This window comes from Pseudomonadota bacterium (genome assembly GCA_013285465.1).
Lineage (GTDB): Bacteria > Pseudomonadota > Alphaproteobacteria > Micavibrionales > CSBR16-224 > CSBR16-224.
Window position 1 is genome coordinate 809,584 of the sequence record CP053449.1, and the last position, 20,553, is coordinate 830,136.

Genomic DNA, 20,553 nt, shown 5'->3' on the forward strand with positions numbered 1-20,553 from the left:
GTGCTAGAATACCGCATTACATTTTCAGGACAGGATTCATTTGCAAGGAGAGACCAAAAGCCATGAAGTTTTCTATTGACCGTTCCGACCTGCTGCGCGCTTTGAGCCATGTTCACACCATTGTTGAACGCCGGAATACCATTCCCATTCTGGCGAATGTGCTGCTCCGCGCCGAAGACGGTATTCTGTTTCTGAACACCACCGATATGGATCTGGAAATTGCCGAAAGCGTTCCCGCAAGCGTGGAACGCGCGGGCGCAACGACGGTTCCGGCCAATACGCTCTATGATATCGTGCGCAAACTGCCCGATGGCAGCAGCGTCAGCATGGATATCCCCGAAGGCGATAACAAAATGCTGGTCAAGGCCGGACGTTCCGACTTCCGCCTTGGTTGTCTGCCGGTTGATGATTTCCCGCAAATGTCCCGCGATGGCGATTTGCCGCATCAGTTTGAAATTCCGGCCTCGCAGCTGCGGACATTGATTGATCGCACACGCTTTGCGATTTCAACGGAAGAAACGCGTTATTACCTGAACGGTATTTTCATGCATGCAACGGAAAGCAAAGGCCAAAAGGTTCTGCGCGCTGTTGCGACCGATGCGCACCGTCTGGCACGTTTTGAAATTCCGCTGCCCGATGGCGCGGAAAACATGACATCCGGCGTAATTATTCCGCGCAAAGCCGTCGGTGAAATCCGCAAATTGATCGAGGAAGCGGGCGACACCATCAAAATCAGCCTGTCGGATACGAAAATGCAATGCAGCTTCGACCATATCACGCTGACGACGAAGCTGATCGACGGCACGTTCCCCGATTACGAACGCGTCATTCCGAAAAACAATGACAAGGTGCTGGAAATCAATCCGGCGATTTTCGCAGGTGCGGTTGACCGTGTGTCAACGATCGCGACGGAAAAATCCCGCGCTGTGAAAATGGCGCTGAACGGCAAAATGATGACCTTGTCGGCAACCAGCCCCGAAAGCGGTAGCGCAACCGAGGAACTGGAAATCGTCTTTGACGCAGACCCCGTTGAAATCGGCTTTAACGCTGCCTATCTGATGGATGTTGCCAAACAGATCGAAGGTGACGGCTGCCGTATGACGCTGGCCGATTCCGCATCCCCGACCATCATTCAGGATGTCGGCGATGATAATGCGCTTTACGTGCTGATGCCGATGCGCGTCTGATGGCGGACAAGATAAAGTACAAAAAGCCGGATCAAATGATCCGGTTTTTTTGTGGGCGCAATATTTCAGGATTGGCTTTTCTGTTCCTGCGGGGCGGCATGTTGCGCTGCTTTTTTTGCGCGGGCTTCTTCTTCCAGTTCGCGTTTGCGGCTCAGCAATGTCAGAATTTCCGCCGCGGTTTCCTCGACGCTGCGGCGGGTGACATCAATCACGGGCCAGCCCATACGGGTGTAAAGCTGCCGCGCCTGTGCGACTTCCTCTTTCACTTTTTCCAGTTCCAGATAATCGGTGCGGTTGTTCTCGCCCATATGCTGCAAACGGTTGCTGCGGAGCTCGACCAGCCGCGCGGGGCTTTCGGTCAGTCCGACGAAAAGCGGTTTTTTTAATTCAAAGACTTCCTGCGGCGGCGTGATGCCGGGAACCAGCGGTATATTTGCCGTTTTTATCCCGCGATTGGCCAGATAAAGGCTGGTCGGTGTTTTCGAGGTGCGCGAGACACCCAGCAAGACGACATCCGCCTCGGCAAGGCTGCGCCCGGTGCGCTGGCCGTCATCATGATGCAGGGCGTAATCCATCGCATCAATACGGCTGAAATAATCTTCATTTAAGATATGCTGCAAACCGGGCATGGAACGGCTTTTCAGGCCAAGATATTCGCTCAGGCTGTTCATAATCGGTTGTAAGACAGGGATGGCGGGAATGCCTGCTTCACGGCATTTTTCCTGCAAATAATGCGCCAGCATATCATCGACCAGCGTGAACAGCACGGGGCCCGGCATTTCCGCAACGCTTTTCATCAGATTGTCGATCTGCCGTTTTTCGCGCACCAGATTCCACAAATGCTCGACAGGCAGGACTTCCGAAAATTGCGCAATACAGGCTTTAACCACGCCATGCAATGTGCCGCCCGTTGAATCGGAGACCAGATGAAGGTTTATTTCGCGTGCCATAGCAGCCGTTTCTTTATTATTGTTCAGCCCGTTTCGCGGTTTTTGGTTTCATTGCCGCGGATATTCACGGCGCTGGCCGTTCCGCCAAGCGCTTCGATGACGGCGATCACCTCATCGGTCGCATTGTCTAAAAGCGCTGCATCCGTTGCGCGCAGCACAAGGCTCAACCCCAATATGCCGCCGCGGTATTGCGGATAGCTGCCGATGGAGACATCGGGATATTTATCCTGCAGGCTTCCGAGGTCTTTGGCAACCTGACTTTCGTAAAGGTCGCAGGTAATAGTATTGGACAGCATCGGGTCACCGCCGATCAGCCCGTCGATAAAGCCTTCCAGCATGCCCTGCATAATGCGCGGCACACCGGCCAGCACATAGACATTCTCCATTTTAAAACCGGGGGCACCGCTGACAGGATTATCGATCAATACCGCCCCTTCGGGGACGGCGGCCATTTTCAGCCTTGCATCATTCAGCTCACGCGTGCCGTAATAATCCTCCAGAATTTTGCGGGCATCCGGGTCTTCTTTCACAGGAACGGCAAAAGCCTGCGCAATGGCGGCGGCAGTGATGTCATCATGGGTCGGCCCGATGCCGCCTGTGGTAATCAGATAAGTGTAGTGGGAGCGGAGCGCATTCACGGCATTGATGATATCCGTATAATCATCCGGCACCACGCGCACCTCGCGCAGTTTGATGCCGTGTTCGGCAAGTTTTTCCGCAATCCAGGGCGTGTTCTGGTCAACCGTACGGCCGGACAGAATCTCGTCTCCGATAATCAGAATAGCGGCTGTGTAGGTCTCGGCGCTCATCTGCTCTTTATTACGCTCCTGTTCTGTGGTATTTCCTAGTCTTTCAACAGACGATGATTATACTGGAAAAGATAACCCGAGTCCTTAATGAAAGGCAAGCAGGCAATGAACACGAAATCGGAATACAAAACAGTACATGATACGGAAGAAGGACAGATTTTGATCCATGATGCCGCAGCATTTGAAGGCATGCGCGTTGCGGGGCGTCTGGCGGCGGAAACACTGGATTACATCACCGATTTTGTAAAGCCCGGTGTTACGACGGAATATCTGGATGATCTGTGCCATAAATTCATTGAAGACCATGATGCGATTCCCGCGCCGCTGGGCTATAAAGGCTATCCCAAGGCGACCTGTATTTCGGTTAATCACGTTGTTTGTCACGGCATTCCCAGCGAAAAACCCATTCAAGAAGGCGATGTGCTGAATATTGATGTGACGGTGATTGTCGATGGCTGGCACGGCGATACCAGCCGCATGTATTACTGCGGCGAGAAAATTCCCGTCAAGGCGCAGCGTCTGGTCGAAACGACTTATGAGGCGATGATGCTGGGGATTGAGCAGGTCAAACCCGGTGCGACGCTGGGCGATGTGGCCGCCGCCATCCAGAAACATGCGGAAGGACGGCGTTTTTCGGTCGTGCGCGATTTCTGCGGCCACGGCATCGGACAAACTTTCCATATGCCGCCCTCCGTTCTGCATTACGGCAAGGCAGGTGAGGGGCTGGTACTGCAGCCGGGTATGTTCTTCACGATTGAGCCGATGATCAATACCGGCAAATATGATGTGAAAATTCTGGATGACGGCTGGACGGCTGTAACACGTGACAAATCGCTGTCAGCGCAATTTGAACATTCTTTGGCGGTGACGGAAGACGGGTTTGAAATTTTCACCCTGTCGCCGAAGGGCTATACTTTTCCGCCCTATACTTCCTGATCGGGCAACGGACATGACGCAGCAAAAGGCAAAAAAGACCGTTCTAAATCCGGACAAGCTGCCCCATGCAGGGCATCGTGACAGGTTGCGTCAGCGTTTTCTGGAATCGGGCGGTGACGGTATGCCCGATTACGAAATTCTTGAATTACTGCTTTTTACCGCCATCCCGCGCCGCGATGTCAAACCGCTGGCGAAAAAACTGATCGATCATTTCGGCAGCTTTGCCGATGTGCTGGCGGCGGATCCGAAAAGCCTGGCGACCGTGACGGGGGTCAGTGAAAACACGGCGGCCTTTCTGAAAACCGTTTATGCGGCAGGCGGGCGTTTGCTGAAACAGAAAATTTCCGATGCGCCGGTTCTCAGCTCGTGGAAAGCCCTGCTGGATTACTGCATGGCGACGATGGCACATGAGAAAAAAGAACATTTCCGCGTCCTGTTTCTAAACCGCAAGAACCGCCTGATCCGCGATGAGGTGCAGCAGAGCGGAACGGTTGACCATACGCCGGTCTATCCGCGCGAGATTGTGAAGCGTGCGCTGGAGGTCGGTGCAACGGCTGTGATTTTAGTGCATAACCACCCCAGCGGCGACCCGACGCCGAGTAATGCGGATATTGAAATGACGAAAGAAATCGTCCGTGCCGTGACACCGATTGATGTCATTGTGCATGACCATCTGATTATTTCCGCGACCGGTCATTACAGTTTTAAAGCGCATGGCCATTTGTGAGCCGCGGCATGGGACAAATTACCGATTTACAAACGGAACGTCTGAAACAGCTGGAAAAAAAGCTGAACGCTTTGCTGCGGCAATCCGCAATTTCCGATACTGATTTTGCGCAGGCTCTCTATGATATTGTCAGCAGCGGCGCGGTCAGCGAACAGCAACTGCGCGATGAATTCGGCTTGACGGGCGGTGCGGTGACGCGCTGGACAACGGGCAAAAACCTGCCGCAGCCCGATATCCGTCCGATTATCCTGCGCTGGACATTATCTGTTCTGGCGGGTGCTTAAACCGGTTTATTCCTGATTCTTGCGGTGTTCACGCAATTTGCGCAGCTTTTCAAAGCGGCGCATATCCTTGTTGCGCTCACCTGTTTCCGCATCACCATGCATGCCGCCGTTGCGGGCTTCGCGGTAGCGGGACAGGCGATCCTCCATTTTTGCCAGCGCACGGCGCCCTTCGGGGGACAGGGAGGCCGCCATATTACGGCGCGTCGTGTTCAGAGCGCCATGCAGGTTCTGGCGTGCGTTGCGCTCATCGGCCAGCGCCTGGTCCAGCGCGGATTGATCGAAAGGCTCGGCATACATCGCATTGCGGACGGCACGCTGGGCATTATCCAGCGCGTCTTTTTGGGCGCGCAGCGTGCTGCGGCTTTCCTGCATGCGGCTGCGGATGATTTCCTTATCCTGTTCGGGCAGCAAATCGCTGAATTCACGGTCAATCTGTTTGATCTCGCTTGCGGCATGGATATTGCCGCTGACATGGGTGGTTTCCGTGACGCCTTGCTGTACCGAGCTGCCCAGCCAGATGCCGAGAAAGAACATATTTCCTGCCAGCGAAATAAACAGCAGAACGGAAACGGTTACCAGTATTTTATGGATGGCGGTCATTCTTCCATTCCTCCTTCCGTGCCGTAGAGCAGTAATGCGTCTCCCAATGCGGGGTCGGAGACATTTTGATAAAAGACCGGATCAAGCAACAACCCGTTTGCCGCTGTTCCGTCCGGCGGCGCAACGGTACCGCTGAAACTGAGCCAGAAACCGAAAACCGCCGCCATCGCCAGCCCGCCGCTGGGCGCAAAGATATGCATCGGGCGGAACTGCAATCCGGGGAATAAGATTTGCCAAAAGCTTTGCTTCACCTTTTCCGCAGAAACGGGACTGCTGCGCAGCTGCGGCGTGGCGCGCGCCTCGGCCAGAATACGGCTTTGCAGATTGTCCAGCGCCGGAATGTCCAGATGATAGTCGCGCAGCAGCGCATCTTCTTTCTCCGCCTGTTGCAGCAGTGCGGCAATTTCGGGAAGGGCGGCGGCGGTTTCATCGGCAAAATCACGGACTGTTTCGGGCCACAGCTGACGGTCGGCACCGTAAGCCGCCACCATTTCCCTGATCTGTTTCGCCTGTTTTGCCAGTTTTTTGCTCATTTTAGCTGTTTCCTCTAATTTCCTGCCTGCATACCGTCGCGGATGTCATCCGCATCCATCGTGTCACGTAAACTGCGTCTTGCCCGTACCAGCAGCGATTCCAGCGCTTTGACGCTAATATCCATGATCTCTGCGGCTTCCTTATTGCTCATTTCCTCGTAAAAACAGAGGGTCAGGGCAGTGCGTTGCCGCTCGGGCAGGGCATCCATATGGGTTTTTAGCGTCTGGAACGTGTCGGCGCGTTCCAGCTTTTCCAGACCGCTTTCATCCTCCGCTTCCTGCTCGGCGATGTTTTCCAGCGCGATACCGCGTTTTTTGCGCGTGTAATCAATACACAGATTGGTCACAACACGGTAAAACCATGTGGTGAATTTAGCGCCGTGATTGGCTTCCGGCTCCCAGTTTTCCGCATGTTTCCAGACGCGGATAAAGGCATCCTGCGCTGCATCTTCGGCATCGGCCTGATTGCCGAGAATACGCATGGCGGTCCGCACGGTTCTGCCCAGATGTTTCTGTACCAGCATGGCATAGGCCCTTTCATCGCCCCCGGCGATGCGCCGCATCAGCGCATCATCCTCATCCAGCCCGGCAGTATCCTCTTCTTTCGGCGTCACAGCAGTCTTTCATCCTTTTTTCCTGTATCATGCTGTTCACATGCTTTTAGAAGCATACTGCTTTTCACTGTCTATGACACGTTCCGTTTTAGGAAAACCCTGCGCTTTTTTATAAATTTTTTTCATTTTTTTTCGATTTTTTGCGCAGGGTTTTGATAATCTGTCCCGTATAATAATTAGACAGGCCGGTTGGCTGCACATGAACGTCATGGATAGGAAGGTACGGACATGTTGAAAAATAAAGGATTTTTATCGGTTTTGGCCGTTTGCGGCGTAATGGCCGGGCTTGCGGGCATGCCTGCGACGGCTTATGCGCAGGGCGAAAATATGGCCCCGATGGCGCAGGATCGTGTGTTGACAGCAGATGAACGGCGTCTGCTGGACAGCCGCGAAGCGATAGAGGCACGCAAACGTATCGAAGCCTTTAAAAACAGCGGCGGCGGGGAAGAAAATGCCCGTCGTGGAGAAATCTGGGACAAGTTGCAGAATATGCCGCCGGAGGAACGCCGCGCATTTATCGAAAAACACCGCGGCCAGATGAAGGAACGCTGGGAGCAAATGCCGCCGGATGAGCAGGACAGTTTTATTGATAACAAATTCGGTGAAACGCGGAACTTGCGTGAAAAATGGCAGAATATGTCGCCGGAGGAACGCGCACAGATGAAGGCGAAAATCCAGAAACAATGGGAGAATGTCGCACCGGAAGATCGCAAGCAAATGCAACGGGAATTGCGCAACCGCTGGAAGGACATCGACCCGAAAGAGCGGGAGGCCATTCGCTCCAAGCTGAAAGAACGCTGGGATCAGATGCCGCCGGAGCAAAAAGAAAGATTGAAAAGCAATATGCAGCAGCGCCTGAACAATCTGACGCCGGAGCAAAAGGCGCAGATGAAACGCCGCGCACAGGAAGAATGGCGGGGTCTGGGTTCGGAGAAAAAGAGACGTCTGAGCGGCGAGATGCAGCGCGGTGCGCGTGAGCTGTCAACGGATCAGAAACGCGAAATCTATAAACGCTGGAAAGGGTTCGGCAAGGAGGGCGGCGGTGAGAGACGTGCGCCGCAACGCCGCCGCGAAAGATAATAAGCTGCTGCAAAGATAATCGGAAAAAGCCGTGCCGCTGAAAATGCGGGCGGCTTTTTTTCTTGTTTCAAGTTTTCGGCTTTGTCAGCAAGCCGCGTATCTTTCGCCCCTGTTCCACGAAAGGCAGAAAGAATTTGCCGATCATGCCGCCGGGTATTTGCGGCTGGAATATGCCGTATTTTTCCGGCTCGGGCTTGGGGCAGTAAAAGGTGCCGAACAGCAAATCCAGAAACGGGAAGACGATGCAGAAGTTTTTATCAATGGCGTCTTTTGCTTTGGCGTGATGCCAGTGATGGAAATGCGGACTGGTCAGCAGATATTTCAGCGGCCCCGGCCATGACAGGCGTGTATTGAAATGCGTGAAGTTTGACATGATATGCACGGCAAAGGAGGCAAAGAAAATCGACTCCGCCGGATAGCCGACAAAATATAAAATCAGCAATGTGAAAAAACTGATGATGATGTCCAGCGGATGGAACCGCCATGATGTCGACCAGTTTACATTCTCGGTTTCGTGATGGACGGCATGGAAGGGCCACAGCCAGGCATGCATCATACGGTGATACCAGTATAATCCGAAATCCAGCAGAACCGCGGCGCTTATCATTTGCAGCCAGAGCGGCCAGCTGCGTACGGTGCGCGAGGTAAAGTCATAGGTAAAGGCATTTTGCAGGGCATCAAGAAAGAAGGTGTTGATACAGTAAAGCGCCAGCGGCCAGACCGTCAGGGTGATGATAAAAACATTCAGCAATTCAAAGGGTGTTTCCCGATGATACATCGGAATGTTTTTGGACGCCGGGCGCAGTTTTTCAAACAGCAGGGCAATCAAAAAAGTCGCAAGCATGGCCTGCGTAATAAAGGAAATCTGAAACAGAACCGGTTCGGCAAGTTTTAAAAATTCATGCATAATTTTATATTCGCCGTTGCTGTTTACTTTTTCGGTTTCGATGAATTTGGCGCATTGTAGTCCTTGTAAGTGGCGCTCCATTTACGGATGGGGTAAGCGATTTTCCCCCAGAAATCATCCGGAACCTGACATTTGAAAATACCGTAGGCCTTCGGCAGACGCTGCGGATAATAAAAGGTGCCAAAAGCCATATCAATAAAGGGGAATAAGACGCTGAAATTTTTATCCACGGCCTCTTTTTCCAGACCGTGATGCCAGCGGTGGTAATTCGGTGACGCAATCAGATAGCGCAGCGGTTTTCCCCAGTCCAGATCAATGTTGAAATGGGACAATATGCCGACGCCGTAAACGATTGTGGCAGCGTAAATAATGACCGGATGCGGAAAGCCGAACAGATGCAACAACAAAGGATCCAGCAGAAAAGATGCGGCAAGGTCGCCCGGATGCACGCGGAAGGCTGTTGTCCATGTAATCGCCTTGGCATCATGGTGGATGGAATGGAATAGCCAGCCCTTTTTATTCACATGCATAAAACGGTGCCGCCAATAAGTCGAGAAATCGGCGACCAGCAACGCTGCCGCCAATTGCAGCCAGACAGGCCATGAGGCAATTAGTTTTTCACCACCCGCATGTACGAAATTATCCTGCACAAAATAAAAGATGATCAGCAACAGCAAAAATTCCAGAAACGGCCGCAGGGCAATCATGGACAGATAATACAGTGTCAATTCCAGCTTTGTCGCATCCGTGACAAAAGCGCGGTCTTTATGTGCCGGGCGGATTTTTTCAATAAAAAAAGCCAGAATGCCCCAGCCTATTAACGGCAGGGTGATCAAATAGGCATCTTTCAGGATATTCAGCAGTTCGGTCTGCATGTCGGCGTATCACAGCCCCTTTGATGTTTGCGGGATATTCTTGCTTTTGCTTATCTTCGTATATTATATCATAACTGTACAATAAATTCTTAGAGAATGGCTGAAACAAGAGGGTGCCCTAATGAGAAAACACAAGACTGTTCCGGTAAAATTTCCCAACCGTCACGGCGATTTGCTGTCCGGGCGGCTGGAACTTCCCGTAGATCGCGATATCACGCATTTCGGATTGTTCATGCACTGTTTTACCTGCAGTAAGGAATTTTTTGCCCCGGCAAAAACCTGTAAAGCGCTGGCGGATCGCGGTATTGCCATGCTGCGTTTTGACTTTACGGGGCTGGGGGAAAGCGGTGGCAGTTTTGCTGACAGCACTTTTTCGACCAGTCTGGGGGATGTGCTGTCCGCAGCGGCTTTCTTGCGGGAGAATTATCAGGCACCGTCATTGCTGGTCGGGCATAGTATGGGCGGCGCGGCGGCGCTGGCGGCAACGCGTGAGCTGGGCGCGGATATCAAGGCCGTGGCGACGATCGGCTCCCCGCGTGACCCCGGTCATGTACTGCGCCATTTTGAAGATCACCAGCAATTGCTGGAAACGGACGGCAAGGTCGAGCTGATTGTCGCAGGGCGGCAGTATTTCCTGAAAAAAGAATTCTTCTCCGATATGGCCAGCCATGATGTGGCGCAGGATACGCGTGATTTCGGCGGTGCCGTCTTTGTGTTCCACGCCCCCGAAGACGATATGGTGGATTTTTCCAATGCGCAGGTCATTTATGATCGCGCAACGGGGCCGCGTTTTCTGATTTCCATGGATGGCGCAACGCATATGCTCGACAAAGCCGAGGACGCGGCGCTGGTGGCGGATATTCTGTCCGGATGGTTGCAGGAAGGGCAGGAGCCTTTACAAAAAACAGCCTAGCGGCGGCGCGGTCTGTGCAGGTAACTGCGCAGATTCCCTTGATTGCTGTGCGCGGCTTTTTCTTTTTTCCGCGTTTGTGCTTTTTCAAAAGCAAGACGATTGTCCGTTTCTTCTTTTTGCAGTTTTTGCTGCAGAGCCTCTTCAATGAGCGTGATTACGTTTTCATGTTTCTTACTGCGGGCGATGTCCAGCGGTTTGTTATCACGGCGCGGTGCGCGTTCCGGGTCGGCACCGTGTTTCAGTAATAATTTTGCCATCTCCGGATAATCGTATTTTGCAGTGTAAATCAGCGGTGTTTCACCGTAATTATTGACATGGTCGGCATCGCTGCCATGCGCCAGTAACAGGCATGCGGCTTCTTGCCGGTTATAGAAGACGGCGATACTGATGGGGGCGTTGAAAAAATTGTCCACGACATGCACATCCGCATTGTTTTTCAACAAATGGTGCAGAATTTTAGGATGTTTATGAACGGCACGTATCAGCAGTGTTTCACCAAAACCGTCATGGGCATTGATATTGGCGCCATCTTTCAGCGCGGCATCAATGCCCGCGATGTCTTCATCTTCCACGGCCTGAAACAGCCGTTTTTTTAAGGTTTCATACATGATCTGTAACTGCTTTAAAATTGACAGTTAAAAATTACCATAATGGAAAGGCGGGTGTCAATATTTATGAAAATGCCTTGCGAGAGATGTCTAGCGGCGGGGGCAGCGTTTGCGGGTATAGCTGCGCAGATTGCGCTGGCATTCCAGCTGGCGGTCTTTCCGTTTTTGTGCGGCGGCTTTTTGAAAAGCAAGCTTTGCCTCCACATCTTCACGCGCCCGTTTTTTGACGATGGCGGCGTCAATGATATCGACAACGGTGTAAAAACTGTTGAGCCGGGCGATGGCCAGCGGTTCTTTTTCAATCAGGGGGGAGAATTCCGGATCGGCACCTTTGTCCAGCAGTTCCCGCGCCATTTCACTATAACCGTATTTGGCGGCGTAAATTAACGGGGTTTCGCCGTAAGCATTGGCATGGTTCGGATCGGCGCCGTGGGCAATCAGCAGACGCATTCCCTCGATATTATTGCGGAAGGCTGCAACACCGATGGCGCGGCTTTTGAATTCGTTTTCCGCTTTTGCATCCGCACCTTTTTCCAGTAAATGACGCAAGACGGCGTTTTTGCCTTCATAGGCGGCGTTCATCACGGCGGTATTGCCGTTTTCGTCGCGCGCATCAAGCTGTGCGCCACCGGCAAGCGCGGTGTCGATCGCGGCAATATTGCCCGATGCTACGGCATTGAAAAGTTTTGCGGTCGGCTCGTCGATGATACACCCCGTCACGGCGGCAAATTGATAAGCTGTTAAATTGCCATAAGATAAATATAGATGTCAATCTTTATCAAAAGAGATTGGATTCCGCGCCTGCGTTGTACTATGATGAAATCCGCCGAATGTTATAGTATTTAAAGGTTTTTTTCCGCATGAGCGACCCGCTGTCCAAAATGATGCGCATGCCCGCAAAACGTCTTCCCGCTTCGGAGGTTCCGCCGCCGCAGCCGGAGGTCGAAGATATGGCGCAATCCATGGCGGAGCTGCAGGACAAGCAGGATACCTCCATTATTCAAATCAAAGGCGATATCGACCTGCATGAAAGTGCGCAGGGCATTTGGGTGCAGATACAGGATTTCTTTGAAGCGGGCAGCCTGTTCCAGCTGGCAATCATTCTGGGTCTGTCCTCACTGGCTTATACGATTTCCGTGATGTGGCAGAAAAAGTTCCGCAAACTGGTTGATGAGGCGGAAAAGCCGATTTTCTCCGAAACCGGAAAATTATGGATCCGGCGGGTGAACCGTGTGTTCTTTCCGGCGATTCTGGCCGTCTTTTTGCTGACCTGCACACAGGTGGCCGCATGGCTGTCCTGGCCGGCGGATTTGCTGCGTATTGCCATGAATCTGGCCGTTGCGGGGACGGTCATCCGCTTTATTTCCACATTGATTCAGTCGCGGGTGATTGCGAAATGGGTCGCAGGGGTTATCTGGGCCATTGCCGCCTTGCAAATTCTCGGCTGGTGGGGGCCGACAACATCGGTTCTGGACAGTATCCAGTTTGGCATCGGCACCAATAAAATATCGCTGCTGACCGTTATCAAAGGATTGTTCTATTTTGTGCTGTTCCTGTGGACCGCGACGATTTTGTCACGGGTCAGCGAAAAACATGTGAAACGGATCGAGGAAATGACACCGTCATTGCGCGTGTTGCTGACCAAGCTGATCCGTATTTCGCTGATGGTGGCGGCCTTCCTTCTCGGCCTGAACGCCATCGGGGTTGATCTGACCTCCTTCGCGATCCTTGGTGGTGCCATCGGTGTCGGTATCGGTTTCGGTTTGCAGAAAGTCGTTTCCAACTTTGTCAGTGGTATTATCCTGCTGCTGGACCGTTCCATTAAACCGGGCGATGTCATTGCCGTGGAGGGCAGTTTCGGCTGGGTGAATACGCTGGGCGCGCGCTATGTCTCGATTATCCAGCGTGACGGGCGCGAACATCTTATTCCAAACGAGCTGCTGATTACCGAAAAAGTGGAAAACTGGTCGTTCAGCAATAATGACGTCCGTATTCCGATCAAGGTCGGCGTCTCCTATAACAGCGATGTCCGCAAGGCGATGGAGCTGTGTCTGGAAGCGGCGGTGGAAGAACCGCGCGTCAAACAATTCCCCAAACCCGTCGTGCGTCTGACGGGCTTTGGTGACAGCGCCGTCGATCTGGAAATCCGCGGCTGGATCAATGATCCCGTCAACGGCATCGGTAATATCGTGAGTGATGTGTTGTTGCGCGTCTGGGATAAATTCCACGAAAACGGTATTGAAATTCCCTATCCGCAGCGTGATTTGCATCTGCGGACACTGCCTGCCGATATGATGGCGCATCTAAAAGCGGATGTGAAAAATGATCTGCGTCAGGAAATGGCGGCGGAAGCGCAAGCGAAGAACTAAAGCGCCGACAGTTTCTGCATCACGCCATAGATGACAAGCCCCAGCATTGCAAACATCAGAATGCCAAGGAAAATAACCACGGTCATCAGGCGTTTTATCTTTTTCTCTTCTTCCTTTGTCATGTCTTGTTGATTATCCCAAAACTTTGCCGAAAACAACTGCAAAAGGGAAAATTTTTCCCCGCCTTACGTCTTTGTCTATGGCGCAGGCAGAAAATGACCACGCTTCCAACTGGTTTAAATCTCATTAACCTATTGATTAAAAACAATATATAAAAACTGGCACGGAATCTGCATTATAAAGGGGTAAGGCGGCACAAAAAAATACCGCCATTAAAGAATAAAGAGACGATTTGAGTTAGATAAGGTGAGAAGCCCATGGAAAACATTGCATATGTTGCATTGTCGCTTCAGACGGTATTAAACCGCCAGATGCAGGTTACGGCGAATAACGTCGCTAATATGTCGACCGCCGGATACAAGGCGCAGGGCGTCTTATTCAACGAAGAACTGGCAAAAGCGCAAGGACAGGCGGAAAACAACGGCAAACTGTCGATGGTTCTGGATCACGGCACGTTCCGCCGTGTAGAGCAGGGGCCGTTGCAGCAGACGGGTAATCCGCTGGATCTGGCGCTGGAAGGCAGCGGTTTCTTTGAAATTGAAACGGCAAACGGTCCGCGCTATTCCCGCGCCGGGAATTTTTCTCTGGATCGTGAAGGGCAGATCGTCACGCAAAACGGCAATCCGGTTTTATCCGATGGCGGGCAGGCGATCACCATTCCGCAGGGCGACACACAGATTATGATCGCCAATGACGGCACGATTTCCACAGCGGAAAGCGGCATTCTGGGGCGTATCGGCGTTATGCGTTTTGATGACGAGCAGAAAATGCTGGAAAACGGTAACGGGCTGTATGACGCGAATGGCGAAGTCGCAATCCCTGCGGAAAATACCAATGTGCTGCAATTCATGCTGGAAGGTTCGAATGTGCAGCCGATTTTGGAAATGAACAAGATGATCGAGATTGTACGGAACTATCAGCAAACGCAGCGTTTGCTGCAGACCGATCACGAAAGGCAGCGCAATGTTATCAGCCGCCTGACGCAGAATGTGAATTAAAAGCCGCTAAGAAAATAAGTTAAGAGCTTTCAATAAAGGAGAATAAACCATGTCCATTACATTAAGCACCGGCGCAACGGGAATGTTGGCACAGCAGCTGAATGTCGACGTGATTTCCAACAACATCGCCAATATGACGACAACAGGCTATAAACGCCAGCGCGCGGAATTTCAGGATCTGCTGTATCAGAATAAAATCCGCCCCGGCTCAACATCTTCGGATGCCGGCACAACGGTTCCGGCGGGTATCCAGCTGGGGCTGGGCGTGAAGACCGGATCGGTCTACCGCATCAATGAACAAGGCCCGCTGCAAAACACGGATAATGAATTTGATCTGGCGATTGTCGGTTCCGGCTATTTCCAAATCACGCTGCCTTCGGGCGAAACGGCTTATACCCGTGACGGCTCGTTTCAGATTAATGAAAACGGCGAGGTTGTGACCTCGGAAGGCTATCTGCTGGAGCCGAGCATCAGCGTGCCGGATGACGCGATTGATGTGACGATTAACGGCAGCGGCGAGGTGCTGGTCAAAATTCAGGGACAGGTCGCTTTAAGTAATCTCGGCCAGCTGGAACTGGCGGTCTTCCAAAACCCTGCGGGTCTGGAAGCGGTCGGTGACAACTTGTTCATGGAAACCGAAGGCTCCGGCGCGGCTGTCATCGGCACACCGAATACGGAAGGTTTCGGCAAGCTGCAGCAAGGCGCATTGGAAACCTCGAATGTGAATGTGGTGCAGGAAATCACCAATCTTATTCAGGCGCAGCGCGCCTATGAAATGAATGCCAAAGTCATTCAGGCGGGTGATGAAATGCTGAGCACGATTAACCAGCTTCGTTAAGAAAGCTAAGTAAATAAAAAGCAAAGTTAAAGTAAAAAATAAAAAGAGAGATGTCAGGAAAAACGCGATGAAAACGAAAAACAACAAGGTGAAAAAGAAATTGTGGCTGACCGCAGCGACCCTTTCCTGCGCCGTGATGCTTTTCGGTGCGACGGCAAAGGCGGATGTTGCGCTGCCGCCGCAGAACGAGGTCAGACTCGCAGGTGATGTCTTGACGTTGGGCGATGTTTTTCAGGATGTCAAAAACAATGCCGGACATGTCTTGGCACCTGCACCCGCACCGGGAAAAACGATCATTCTGACAGCCGCTGATTTACAGCGCATCGCCGATGCCTTTCATATCTCATGGCAGCCGGACAGCAGCTATACGCGCTTGATTGTGCGCCGTGATGCCGCGCCGGTTTCGCCGGCAAAAATCAGCGAAGCCTTGAAGAAAAAACTGGCAAGCATCGTCGGCGGCAGCAGTTACGAAATTGACCTTGATAAGCGCTTCGGTGAAATCTATATCAACGGCACGACCGCGCCGGAAATCAGTGTCACCAATATGGATGTCTCACCGGCGGGCGGACGTTTCGCCGCCAATCTGTCGCTGACAACGCCGCAATTGACCAAAAACGTCAATATCACCGGCATGGCGCACCGTGTTCTGGACGTGCCGGTCTTGAACCGTCGCTTGCGTAACGGAGATGTGATTGAGGCAAGCGATATCGAATTCATCCGCATGCGCGCGGATAATGTGGCGGAAAGCGCCATTCTGGATCCGGAAAAACTGATAGGTCAAACACCGCGCCGCGTACTGGACGCAATGGAAACGGTTCTGCCGGACAATATCGCAGCACCGCTTGCCGTGAAAAAAGGTGAATATGTGACCCTGTTCCTGACGCAAGGCGGTCTGCATCTGACGGCACGCGGCAAGGCGCTTGAAAACGGTGCGGCAGGTGATGTCGTACGGGTGGTAAATACGGCTTCCAGCCGGATTATCGAAGGCGAGGTTGTCGGCGCGCAAAGTGTCCGCATCGCTGCTGCAATGTAATAAAAAAGAAGACGACTATAAAAATAAAAACAATAAAAATAAGACGATAAAGAGAGAGATTGAGAAGGAGATAAAATATGAACAGGATTTTCGACGGAAAAATTGCCAAAATCGCCGCAGTCAGTTTTCTGGCACTTAGCCTGACGGCTTGCGGCAGTACGCGTGACAGACTCGCCGCCGTCGGGCAGGAGCCGCCGCTCAGCCCGATTGAAAACCCGAAAGAAATGTCCGGCTATCGCCCGGTCAGCTTGCCGATGCCCGAACTGGAAGACGTCGAGAAAAAAGCGAATTCACTCTGGACATCAGGACGTCAGGCATTCTTTAAAGACCAGCGCGCCAATGCGGTCGGCGATATTCTGACGGTGACGATTGATATCAAGGATAAAGCCAATCTGGAAAACACGACCAGCCGTACCCGCAATAATGCGGAAAATGTCGGCTTGCCGAATGTGCTGGGGCTTGAAACCCAGCTGACGGATAAATTCCTGCCCGAAGCCTTTGATCCTGCCGCCGCAATCGGTGCGACCAGTGACAGCAATTCGACAGGGCAGGGCACGATCGAACGCGATGAGGAAATCCAGACAAAAATGGCGGCAATGATTACCGAGGTCCTGCCAAACGGCAATTTCGTGATCTACGGGCGTCAGGAAACACGCGTTAATTTCGAAGTGCGCGAGCTGAAAATCGCGGGCGTTATCCGCCCCGAAGACATCTCGACGCAAAATTCCATCAGCTATGATCAAATCGCCGAGGCGCGTATTTCCTACGGCGGCCGGGGACAAATCACGGATGTTCAGCAGCCTCGCTATGGCCAGCAGGTGTTCGACATTCTGTTCCCGTTCTAAAAACCAGGTAACCCTGCCGGAGAATCCGGTTCTCTCGGAGCAGAAGCTCCTCCCTCCTTTGAAGACCACACGGAATTATTCAAGTTTACTACTCACCTCTCATCTCTCTTGGGGAGACTATTATCCCCAAAACTTATACGGTCGGTTTTCGCTTTTGCGGCAACCGGCCGCTTTTTTTCTTACTCTTGGCATAGGCGGCGCACGGCTTTATACTGTTTTGTACATAGAAAACATAAAGGGAAGGACGGGCAGGGATGAGTGCTGTCAAACAGGTTGAAACACCGGAACCGCTGAAACAAAAACTGGATGCGCTGGGCATTGCGGCAAAAACCGTAGAACATGCACCGCTGTTTACGGTGGAGGATGGCGCGGATATCCGTCATCACTTCCGCGGCGGCCACACAAAGAACCTGTTTTTGAAAGATAAAAAAGGCCAGCTTTGGCTGGTGGTGGCGGAACACGGCACAAAAGTGGATATGAACTGGCTGCAGAAACGCCTTCCCTCGGGGCGGCTGTCATTCGGCAAACCGGATCTGATGCTGGAGGTGCTGGGCGTGACGCCGGGGTCGGTGACGCCGTTTTCACTTATGAATGATACGGATTGCCGTGTGATTGCGGTTCTGGATAAAAAACTGCTGGATGATTTCGAGGTGCTGAATTTTCACCCGCTCAGCAATGACAAAACCACGGAAATCACGCCGCAGGATTTGCTGAAATTCATTGACTCCTGCGGCCATAAAACTGTTATTGTAGATTTTCTCAAAGGATAAGACGGAAGGCGATAAAGATGGATGATAATGTGCATTTATTCCCGATGACGACAGGCGATGATGCCGCTGCCGCAGGCGCGATTATTGATGTCGACACGATGGATTTTGAAAAAAACGTGCTGGAAGCCTCCTTAAAAAAACCGGTCATTGTTGATTTCTGGGCGCCGTGGTGCGGCCCGTGCAAACAGCTGATGCCGGTGCTGGAAAAGGCGGTTGCCGCAGCGGGCGGCACGGTCATTCTGGCAAAGGTCAATATCGATAATAATCAGGCATTGGCACAGGCGATGCAGGTGCAATCCGTACCGACGGTTCTGGCCTTTTTTCAGGGGCAGCCGGTGGACGGATTCATGGGGGCGAAACCGGAAAGCGAAGTGAAGGCGCTGGTTGACCGTCTGGTGAAACTGGGGGGCGAGGAAGTGCCGCAAAAACAGGCCGCCGTTTCCGCCGAACATATCCAAAGCTTTCTTGATAAGGCGGCGGAACTGTTATCGGTAGGCGACACGCAGGGGGCGCAGACGCTTTATGTCCGTATCCTGCAGGCCGATCCGGAAAACGATCATGCCGTGGCAGGACTGCTGCGCACGCATATTGCCGCAGGAGAAATGGATGAAGCCAAACGGATATTGAGCGGCTTTCAGGAAGAACTGACCAAAATGCCGCCGCCGGTGAAAGCGGTTGAGGATTTTATCGCGCTGATTGATGAAGCTCCTGCAAAGGGGAGTGACGCGCTGGGCAAAGCCAGCGGCCATGAGGAGCTTTTTGATTTGGCGATGGCCTTTTTCAAAGAAGGGCGTTATGAGGATTGCGTCACGACTTTGCTGGAGAGCATCCGTCAAAATAAAGAATGGGAAGACGGCAAAGCGCGCAAACAGCTGCTCCGTATTTTCGAAGCGCTGGGCAATGACCATGAGGTCACAATGGATGGGCGGCGCAAATTATCATCACTGCTGTTTTCGTGAGGCGGCGTCATGGCGAAGAAAACAATCAAGCCTGACGGAAAATTGCTGGAACTTCTGGTGTGCCCCGTGACCAAGATGCCGCTGGAATATGATGCGGAAAAACAGGAGCTGATCAGCAAATCCGCAGGGCTGGCTTTTCCCGTTGTGGAGGGGGTTCCGGTGATGCTGCCGGATGAAGCGCGGCGATTGTGACAGCCTATGCTATTGTGCTAAAATCAACTCGCATCAACTTGTGAACGGTTTATATCTCCCGTGTTATTTTTAAAAAAACGTGCCCCGAAACCTCCTCCTGACAGCAAACCGGTTCTGGACTGGCTGCCGCAAAACCTTGCTGCCTCGCTTGCTGAGGCGGGGTTTGATGCCGAACAGGCTTTGGCCGTGAAACACAGCACGCGCGCACGGCGTTTATCTCTGCGCACCAATGTCAAAGCGCGGCAGATTGTGCTGACCTTTCCGGCTGCGGCAACATGGCGGCAGGCACAGGAATTTGTCGCAGATCAGCAAAGATGGATTTTGTCGCAGATTCGTCAGATCAGCGCGGCGGCAGTGATATTGCAGGATGGTGAGACATTCCCTTTTCTGGGAGAGCCGCATCTGATTTCCGCCACCGGAAAATTGCGCGGCGCGGCGGAACGGCGCGACGGTATTCTTTATATGGCCGGGGCGCCCGAACATATTCCCCGCCGCGTACGCGATTATCTGACGGCGCAGGCGCGGGAGGAAATTTCATGGCGGGCGCGGGAAAAGGCCGAAAGCATCGGGCGTAAAATCTCCCGTATCCGTATCGGTGACCCGCATAGCCGCTGGGGCAGCTGTTCTTCGCAAGGCGTGTTGTCTTTTTCCTGGCGGCTGGTGATGGCACCGGAAGAAATGCTGGATTACGTTGTCGCGCATGAAGTTGCCCATCTGCGGCATATGGATCACAGCCGCGCATTCTGGACGCTTTGTCAAAGCCTGACCGAGACAAATGTTTCAAAATCCCGAAAATGGTTTAAAGTGGAGGGTGCAAAACTTTTTTCGTATCACGGGGGAGCGATATGAGCGACGATTTTCAAAACGGTAATAACGCAGGCGGCACGGAAGAATCTGTCGGGCGGGAACGGCAGCAGGTGCAGAGCTCCTCTGCAACGCCGCAATCACAGCAGCATAAACCCGCGCCGCAAGCTGTAGAAGAAAACCCGAAACTCAGGGCTTTGAAACGCACGGCAAAGGCGGAAATTTATCTCAGCACATTGAAAGAAGGCCGCCTGCTATGGGCGATGCTGGATATGGCGGTTGTCTGGCTGATTATCACAATGTTCCAGATGGGATGGGATAAGGATATTTCACTGTTTTCGGGGGTCGGCATTATTTATGTCTCTGCGGGGCTAACCTTTTTTATCGAGATTTTCGGCGTGTTGAATTATATGACGCGTGAGGCGATTTTCAAAAGCATGGTCGATAAGGCTGTGCGGCGGGGGCAAAATTATAAAATCCCGAAAAAGACACTGCTGACGGTGCGCTGGGGCAGCAATGCTTTTTGGTTTATCGTGCATTTCATTCTGTCTTTTTACACGCTGGAGGTAACAAAAAATGTTGCCTCGGCCATGTTCTGATTG

At 52.4% G+C, this 20,553-nt stretch carries 25 protein-coding genes; 16 read left to right on the top strand and 9 right to left on the bottom strand.

Translation table 11 applies throughout. The features are described from left to right. Positions 1-62: 62 nt before the first annotated feature. The gene (locus HND56_04015) at positions 63-1,187 is read left to right on the top strand and encodes a DNA polymerase III subunit beta (GenBank protein ID QKK04906.1); all 1,125 of its coding nucleotides are present in this window, start codon (positions 63-65) and stop codon (positions 1,185-1,187) included. A 65-nt stretch (positions 1,188-1,252) separates the two neighbouring features. On the opposite strand, the gene HND56_04020 is transcribed toward HND56_04015, so the two are convergent. Both HND56_04020 and HND56_04025 read right to left on the bottom strand, forming a co-directional pair. Beyond that, entirely contained in the window at positions 1,253-2,137 is an 885-nt protein-coding gene (locus HND56_04020; GenBank protein ID QKK04907.1) for a kinase/pyrophosphorylase, read from the bottom strand. Positions 2,138-2,160: 23 nt separating this feature from the next. After that, on the bottom strand, positions 2,161-2,946 hold the full coding sequence (locus HND56_04025) for a competence/damage-inducible protein A (protein QKK04908.1): 786 nt from the start codon (positions 2,944-2,946) through the stop codon (positions 2,161-2,163). A gap of 105 nt (positions 2,947-3,051) precedes the next feature. Here HND56_04025 and map point away from each other — a divergent pair, with 105 nt between their 5' ends. From map to HND56_04040, 3 genes are read left to right on the top strand one after another with little or no spacing between them, the layout of a single operon-like run. Next, the gene (gene map / locus HND56_04030; protein ID QKK04909.1) at positions 3,052-3,882 is read left to right on the top strand and encodes a type I methionyl aminopeptidase; all 831 of its coding nucleotides are present in this window, start codon (positions 3,052-3,054) and stop codon (positions 3,880-3,882) included. A 13-nt stretch (positions 3,883-3,895) separates the two neighbouring features. Further along, entirely contained in the window at positions 3,896-4,609 is a 714-nt protein-coding gene (gene radC / locus HND56_04035; GenBank protein ID QKK04910.1) for a DNA repair protein RadC, read from the top strand. Positions 4,610-4,617: 8 nt separating this feature from the next. After that, positions 4,618-4,893, top strand: a complete 276-nt coding sequence (locus HND56_04040) for a hypothetical protein (protein ID QKK04911.1) — start codon at positions 4,618-4,620, stop codon at positions 4,891-4,893. A gap of 6 nt (positions 4,894-4,899) precedes the next feature. Here HND56_04040 and HND56_04045 read toward each other — a convergent pair whose 3' ends face one another. The 3 genes from HND56_04045 to HND56_04055 are packed head-to-tail and all read right to left on the bottom strand — an operon-like array spanning position 4,900 to position 6,640. Further along, positions 4,900-5,493 carry a periplasmic heavy metal sensor gene (locus HND56_04045; GenBank protein ID QKK04912.1) on the bottom strand — a complete coding sequence of 198 codons (594 nt, stop codon included), beginning with the start codon at positions 5,491-5,493 and terminating at the stop codon, positions 4,900-4,902. Next, a complete protein-coding gene (locus HND56_04050; protein ID QKK04913.1) occupies positions 5,490-6,026 on the bottom strand; it encodes a hypothetical protein in 537 nt (178 codons plus the stop codon). Before HND56_04050 ends, HND56_04045 begins: the two co-directional genes overlap by 4 nt. Positions 6,027-6,040: 14 nt before the next feature. Then, positions 6,041-6,640 (bottom strand): RNA polymerase sigma factor, encoded by a 600-nt coding sequence (locus HND56_04055; GenBank protein ID QKK04914.1) that lies wholly within the window; start codon positions 6,638-6,640, stop codon positions 6,041-6,043. 228 nt (positions 6,641-6,868) lie between these two features. On the opposite strand from HND56_04055, the gene HND56_04060 reads away from it, so the two are divergent. Beyond that, on the top strand, positions 6,869-7,720 hold the full coding sequence (locus HND56_04060; protein ID QKK04915.1) for a DUF3106 domain-containing protein: 852 nt from the start codon (positions 6,869-6,871) through the stop codon (positions 7,718-7,720). A 67-nt stretch (positions 7,721-7,787) separates the two neighbouring features. On the opposite strand, the gene HND56_04065 is transcribed toward HND56_04060, so the two are convergent. Then, a complete protein-coding gene (locus HND56_04065; GenBank protein ID QKK04916.1) occupies positions 7,788-8,627 on the bottom strand; it encodes a sterol desaturase family protein in 840 nt (279 codons plus the stop codon). A 23-nt stretch (positions 8,628-8,650) separates the two neighbouring features. Beyond that, the gene (locus HND56_04070) at positions 8,651-9,502 is read right to left on the bottom strand and encodes a sterol desaturase family protein (GenBank protein QKK04917.1); all 852 of its coding nucleotides are present in this window, start codon (positions 9,500-9,502) and stop codon (positions 8,651-8,653) included. A gap of 121 nt (positions 9,503-9,623) precedes the next feature. Between HND56_04070 and HND56_04075 the strand changes: the two genes are divergently transcribed. Further along, positions 9,624-10,415 (top strand): alpha/beta fold hydrolase, encoded by a 792-nt coding sequence (locus HND56_04075; protein QKK04918.1) that lies wholly within the window; start codon positions 9,624-9,626, stop codon positions 10,413-10,415. Here HND56_04075 and HND56_04080 read toward each other — a convergent pair. Beyond that, on the bottom strand, positions 10,412-11,023 hold the full coding sequence (locus HND56_04080) for a hypothetical protein (protein QKK04919.1): 612 nt from the start codon (positions 11,021-11,023) through the stop codon (positions 10,412-10,414). The two genes, HND56_04075 and HND56_04080, sit on opposite strands and share 4 nt — an antisense overlap. 90 nt (positions 11,024-11,113) lie before the next feature. Continuing rightward, positions 11,114-11,743 (bottom strand): ankyrin repeat domain-containing protein, encoded by a 630-nt coding sequence (locus HND56_04085; GenBank protein ID QKK04920.1) that lies wholly within the window; start codon positions 11,741-11,743, stop codon positions 11,114-11,116. A gap of 140 nt (positions 11,744-11,883) precedes the next feature. Between HND56_04085 and HND56_04090 the strand changes: the two genes are divergently transcribed. The 10 genes from HND56_04090 to HND56_04135 all read left to right on the top strand — a co-directional run bounded on the left by HND56_04090 (position 11,884) and on the right by HND56_04135 (position 20,550). After that, positions 11,884-13,392, top strand: coding sequence for a mechanosensitive ion channel (locus tag HND56_04090; GenBank protein ID QKK04921.1), 1,509 nt, complete (start codon positions 11,884-11,886; stop codon positions 13,390-13,392). A 377-nt stretch (positions 13,393-13,769) separates the two neighbouring features. Continuing rightward, positions 13,770-14,510, top strand: a complete 741-nt coding sequence (flgF, locus tag HND56_04095; GenBank protein ID QKK04922.1) for a flagellar basal-body rod protein FlgF — start codon at positions 13,770-13,772, stop codon at positions 14,508-14,510. 49 nt (positions 14,511-14,559) lie between these two features. Next, on the top strand, positions 14,560-15,348 hold the full coding sequence (flgG, locus tag HND56_04100) for a flagellar basal-body rod protein FlgG (GenBank protein ID QKK04923.1): 789 nt from the start codon (positions 14,560-14,562) through the stop codon (positions 15,346-15,348). Between the two features lie 67 nt (positions 15,349-15,415). Beyond that, positions 15,416-16,381 (top strand): flagellar basal body P-ring formation protein FlgA, encoded by a 966-nt coding sequence (flgA, locus tag HND56_04105; protein QKK04924.1) that lies wholly within the window; start codon positions 15,416-15,418, stop codon positions 16,379-16,381. Positions 16,382-16,458: 77 nt separating this feature from the next. Next, entirely contained in the window at positions 16,459-17,226 is a 768-nt protein-coding gene (locus tag HND56_04110; protein ID QKK04925.1) for a flagellar basal body L-ring protein FlgH, read from the top strand. Between the two features lie 254 nt (positions 17,227-17,480). Next, positions 17,481-17,996 (top strand): prolyl-tRNA synthetase associated domain-containing protein, encoded by a 516-nt coding sequence (locus HND56_04115; GenBank protein QKK04926.1) that lies wholly within the window; start codon positions 17,481-17,483, stop codon positions 17,994-17,996. A gap of 17 nt (positions 17,997-18,013) precedes the next feature. Further along, entirely contained in the window at positions 18,014-18,955 is a 942-nt protein-coding gene (gene trxA, locus HND56_04120) for a thioredoxin (protein QKK04927.1), read from the top strand. Between the two features lie 9 nt (positions 18,956-18,964). Next, positions 18,965-19,147 (top strand): Trm112 family protein, encoded by a 183-nt coding sequence (locus tag HND56_04125; GenBank protein ID QKK04928.1) that lies wholly within the window; start codon positions 18,965-18,967, stop codon positions 19,145-19,147. A gap of 60 nt (positions 19,148-19,207) precedes the next feature. Beyond that, positions 19,208-19,996, top strand: coding sequence for a M48 family metallopeptidase (locus tag HND56_04130; GenBank protein ID QKK04929.1), 789 nt, complete (start codon positions 19,208-19,210; stop codon positions 19,994-19,996). Beyond that, the gene (locus HND56_04135) at positions 19,993-20,550 is read left to right on the top strand and encodes a hypothetical protein (protein ID QKK04930.1); all 558 of its coding nucleotides are present in this window, start codon (positions 19,993-19,995) and stop codon (positions 20,548-20,550) included. Before HND56_04130 ends, HND56_04135 begins: the two co-directional genes overlap by 4 nt. Positions 20,551-20,553: the final 3 nt, after the last annotated feature.

What these genes read in the sequence shown, in the direction of transcription:
- HND56_04015 (QKK04906.1), top strand. Translation starts at nt 63, where the DNA reads ATGAAGTTTTCTATTGACCGTTCCGACCTGCTGCGCGCTTTGAGCCAT.
- HND56_04020 (QKK04907.1), bottom strand. Translation starts at nt 2,137, where the DNA reads ATGGCACGCGAAATAAACCTTCATCTGGTCTCCGATTCAACGGGCGGC.
- HND56_04025 (QKK04908.1), bottom strand. Translation starts at nt 2,946, where the DNA reads ATGAGCGCCGAGACCTACACAGCCGCTATTCTGATTATCGGAGACGAG.
- map (QKK04909.1), top strand. Translation starts at nt 3,052, where the DNA reads ATGAACACGAAATCGGAATACAAAACAGTACATGATACGGAAGAAGGA.
- radC (QKK04910.1), top strand. Translation starts at nt 3,896, where the DNA reads ATGACGCAGCAAAAGGCAAAAAAGACCGTTCTAAATCCGGACAAGCTG.
- HND56_04040 (QKK04911.1), top strand. Translation starts at nt 4,618, where the DNA reads ATGGGACAAATTACCGATTTACAAACGGAACGTCTGAAACAGCTGGAA.
- HND56_04045 (QKK04912.1), bottom strand. Translation starts at nt 5,493, where the DNA reads ATGACCGCCATCCATAAAATACTGGTAACCGTTTCCGTTCTGCTGTTT.
- HND56_04050 (QKK04913.1), bottom strand. Translation starts at nt 6,026, where the DNA reads ATGAGCAAAAAACTGGCAAAACAGGCGAAACAGATCAGGGAAATGGTG.
- HND56_04060 (QKK04915.1), top strand. Translation starts at nt 6,869, where the DNA reads ATGTTGAAAAATAAAGGATTTTTATCGGTTTTGGCCGTTTGCGGCGTA.
- HND56_04065 (QKK04916.1), bottom strand. Translation starts at nt 8,627, where the DNA reads ATGCATGAATTTTTAAAACTTGCCGAACCGGTTCTGTTTCAGATTTCC.
- HND56_04070 (QKK04917.1), bottom strand. Translation starts at nt 9,502, where the DNA reads ATGCAGACCGAACTGCTGAATATCCTGAAAGATGCCTATTTGATCACC.
- HND56_04075 (QKK04918.1), top strand. Translation starts at nt 9,624, where the DNA reads ATGAGAAAACACAAGACTGTTCCGGTAAAATTTCCCAACCGTCACGGC.
- HND56_04080 (QKK04919.1), bottom strand. Translation starts at nt 11,023, where the DNA reads ATGTATGAAACCTTAAAAAAACGGCTGTTTCAGGCCGTGGAAGATGAA.
- HND56_04090 (QKK04921.1), top strand. Translation starts at nt 11,884, where the DNA reads ATGAGCGACCCGCTGTCCAAAATGATGCGCATGCCCGCAAAACGTCTT.
- flgF (QKK04922.1), top strand. Translation starts at nt 13,770, where the DNA reads ATGGAAAACATTGCATATGTTGCATTGTCGCTTCAGACGGTATTAAAC.
- flgG (QKK04923.1), top strand. Translation starts at nt 14,560, where the DNA reads ATGTCCATTACATTAAGCACCGGCGCAACGGGAATGTTGGCACAGCAG.
- flgA (QKK04924.1), top strand. Translation starts at nt 15,416, where the DNA reads ATGAAAACGAAAAACAACAAGGTGAAAAAGAAATTGTGGCTGACCGCA.
- HND56_04110 (QKK04925.1), top strand. Translation starts at nt 16,459, where the DNA reads ATGAACAGGATTTTCGACGGAAAAATTGCCAAAATCGCCGCAGTCAGT.
- HND56_04115 (QKK04926.1), top strand. Translation starts at nt 17,481, where the DNA reads ATGAGTGCTGTCAAACAGGTTGAAACACCGGAACCGCTGAAACAAAAA.
- trxA (QKK04927.1), top strand. Translation starts at nt 18,014, where the DNA reads ATGGATGATAATGTGCATTTATTCCCGATGACGACAGGCGATGATGCC.
- HND56_04125 (QKK04928.1), top strand. Translation starts at nt 18,965, where the DNA reads ATGGCGAAGAAAACAATCAAGCCTGACGGAAAATTGCTGGAACTTCTG.
- HND56_04135 (QKK04930.1), top strand. Translation starts at nt 19,993, where the DNA reads ATGAGCGACGATTTTCAAAACGGTAATAACGCAGGCGGCACGGAAGAA.